The following is a 2,607-nucleotide window of genomic DNA, read 5'->3' as shown; positions in this document are numbered from 1 at the left end:
CCCGCGGGGGTCCGTCGGGGGGACGAGGGCGGTGGCGTCAGGCGGCCTGGGCGGTGCGGGAGAACCAGCCGATGGTCTCGGTCAGCCCGTCGGTCCAGCTGGTCCGCGGCTGCCAGCCGAGGCGTTCGCGGGCCAGCGTGGTGTCGGGACGGCGCCGGCCGGGGTCGTCCACCGGGCGGTCGACGAACCGGATCCGCGAGCCGGAGCCGGTCAGTTCGATCACCCGGCGGGCCAGCTCCAGCATGGTGATCTCCTCCGAGCCGCCGATGTTGACCGGCCCGGCCTCGCCGGACTGCGCCAGGGCGAGCACGCCCTCGACGGTGTCGTCCACGTAGCACAGGGAGCGGGTCTGGCCGCCGTCCCCGGCCACCGTGAGCGGCATGCCGTCCAGGGCCTGGGAGATGAAGGTGGGCACCGCGCGCCCGTCGCCGGTGCGCATCCGCGGCCCGTAGGTGTTGAAGATCCGCACGATCGCGGCGTCGGTCCTGTTCACCTGGCGGTGGGCGGTGGTCAGCGCCTCGGCGAACCGCTTGGACTCGTCGTAGACGCTGCGCGGCCCGATCGGGTTGACGTTGCCCCAGTAGCCCTCGCGCTGCGGGTGCTCCAGCGGGTCGCCGTACACCTCGGAGGTCGACGCGAGGACGAACCGCGCCTCGTCGACGCCCGCCCGCTCCAGGGCATGGCGGGTGCCGGTGGAACCGACGTCCAGGGTCTGCAGCGGCAGCCGGAGGTAGTCGGCGGGCGAGGCGGGGCAGGCGAAGTGCAGCACCAGGTCGAACCGGCCGGGCAGGCCGGCCAGCATCCCCGGCTCGGTGACGTCGCCCTGGACGAAGGTGAAGCCGGGGCCCTGCTCGAGGTCCAGGACGTTGGCCCGGGAACCGGTGCAGAGGTTGTCCACGCAGACGACCTCGGTGCCCTCCGACACGAGGCGGGCACAGAGATGGGACCCGACGAAGCCGGCGCCGCCGGTGACCAGGGCGCGTCGCCAGGGGCGTCGGGGTCGGCCGAACCAGTTGGGGCGGCTCATACGCCTCTCCTTCCTCTCGCCGGTGGCGGGGAACTGCCGGGCGCGAGTACCCGGGCCGGGCGGGACATGCGCGAGGCTCACCCGTCCGGGTGAATGCGCGAGCTCTCGGGCGGAGTTCCCTACGATCGGCGGATGGCCGAATTCCTGATCGAGCGCACGGTGCCGCTGTCCCTGGACGAGGCGTGGCGGCGGGTGACGGACTGGCCCCGCCACGGGCAGGTGGTCCCGTTCACCCGGGTGACGGCAGACGGCCGCCGGGTGCGGGCCCGCAGGGGGTGGGGCCGGTCGGCTTCCTCGACCTGATGGAGATCACCGTCTGGTCCCCGCCCGGGGACGGTGACGCGGGCGGGGTCTGCCGCCTGGAGAAGCGGGGCCGGGTGGTGCTCGGCTGGGCCGAGCTGGAGGTCCGGCCGGGTCCCGGCGGCCGCGCCCGCGTCCTGTGGCGCGAGGACGTGCGGCTCCGGTTCTTCCCGTCCTTCCTGGACGGAGCGGTCCGGCTCGCGGGCCGGTACGTGTTCGGCCGGGCCCTGAACCGTCTGCTGCGCCGGGCGTGACCCCGCCGGGCCGACGGGGCGTGCGGGGCGGGCCCGCTCCGCGTTAACTGGTCCGGACGCCCCCTCACCCCGGCGACCCGCCCGAGGAGAACGTGAGCACTCCCCCGGACTCAGGCCCCGCCCCGGCCCCGCCACCGGCCCCGACCGCCGCGCGAACCGCCGAGGCGGCGCTGCGGCAGACCCTGCTGAGCCGCGGTTACCTGCGTCTGCTCCTGCTGTCCGCGCTGCTCGGCGTGCCGGTGGCCCTCGCCTGCTTCTTCTTCGTCGCGCTCCAGCACGAACTCCAGCACTGGGTGTGGCAGTCGCTGCCCGAGGCGCTCGGGCTCACCGGGCCGCCCTGGTGGTGGCCGCTGCCGACGCTGCTGCTGGCGGGACTGGTCCTGGCGCCCATCCTGACCCGGATGCCGGGCCGTGGCGGGCACCTGCCGGTGCACGGGCTCGGTGGTCCTCCCGTCGGACCGGTGGAGCTGCCCGGTGTCGTGCTGGCCGCGCTGCTCACCCTCCCGTTGGGCGTGGTCCTCGGGCCGGAGGCCCCGCTGATGGCGGTGGGCAGCGGGCTGGCGCTGCTCTCCACCCGCCTGCGCAAAGGCCCGCCCGACCCCAAGGCGGACGCGGTGGTGGCCACCACCGGCTCCACGGCCGCCATCTCCACCATCCTCGGCGGGCCGATCACGGCCGCGGTGATGGTCGTCGAGGCGGCCGGTGTCGGCGGCGCACGGCTGGTGGCCCTCCTGCTGCCGTGCCTGACCGCGTGCGCCACGGGAGCGCTGGTCTTCACCGGTTTCGGTCACTGGACGGGGCTCTCCGTGGGAGCCCTGACGCTGCCGTCGTCCCTGCCGAGGAGCGATCCGGACGCGGGCGACTTCCTGTGGGGTCTTCCGCTGGCCGCGCTGATCGCCGTGCTCATCGCCCTCGCCCGGCGTCTGGGCCGCCGTACCGCCGCCTGGACCGGCACCCGCACGGCATGGCGGGTCGTCGCCTGCGCCTCGGCGGTGGGCGTCTGCCTCGCCGCGTACGCCCTGGTCA

General features: G+C 75.2%; 2 protein-coding genes and 1 pseudogene. 2 read left to right on the top strand and 1 reads right to left on the bottom strand.

What is annotated here, in order from left to right:
• Window positions 1-37: 37 nt before the first annotated feature.
• Window positions 38-1,027 carry an NAD-dependent epimerase/dehydratase family protein gene (locus HW445_RS25845; RefSeq protein ID WP_180223306.1) on the bottom strand — a complete coding sequence of 330 codons (990 nt, stop codon included), beginning with the start codon at window positions 1,025-1,027 and terminating at the stop codon, window positions 38-40.
• Between the two features lie 132 nt (window positions 1,028-1,159).
• On the opposite strand from HW445_RS25845, the pseudogene HW445_RS25840 reads away from it, so the two are divergent.
• A pseudogene (locus tag HW445_RS25840) lies at window positions 1,160-1,581 on the top strand (SRPBCC family protein).
• A gap of 170 nt (window positions 1,582-1,751) precedes the next feature.
• Window positions 1,752-2,607: chloride channel protein (locus HW445_RS25835; protein WP_257231292.1), on the top strand; the 856-nt coding region annotated here is incomplete at its 3' end.

The organism is Streptomyces sp. UH6, assembly GCF_013421635.1.
In the GTDB taxonomy this organism is placed as follows: domain Bacteria; phylum Actinomycetota; class Actinomycetes; order Streptomycetales; family Streptomycetaceae; genus Streptomyces; species Streptomyces abyssomicinicus.
The sequence above is the reverse complement of the archived record's forward strand: the minus strand, read 5'-3'. Positions and strand labels throughout refer to the sequence as shown.

What these genes read in the sequence shown, in the direction of transcription:
- HW445_RS25845 (WP_180223306.1), bottom strand. Translation starts at nt 1,027, where the DNA reads ATGAGCCGCCCCAACTGGTTCGGCCGACCCCGACGCCCCTGGCGACGC.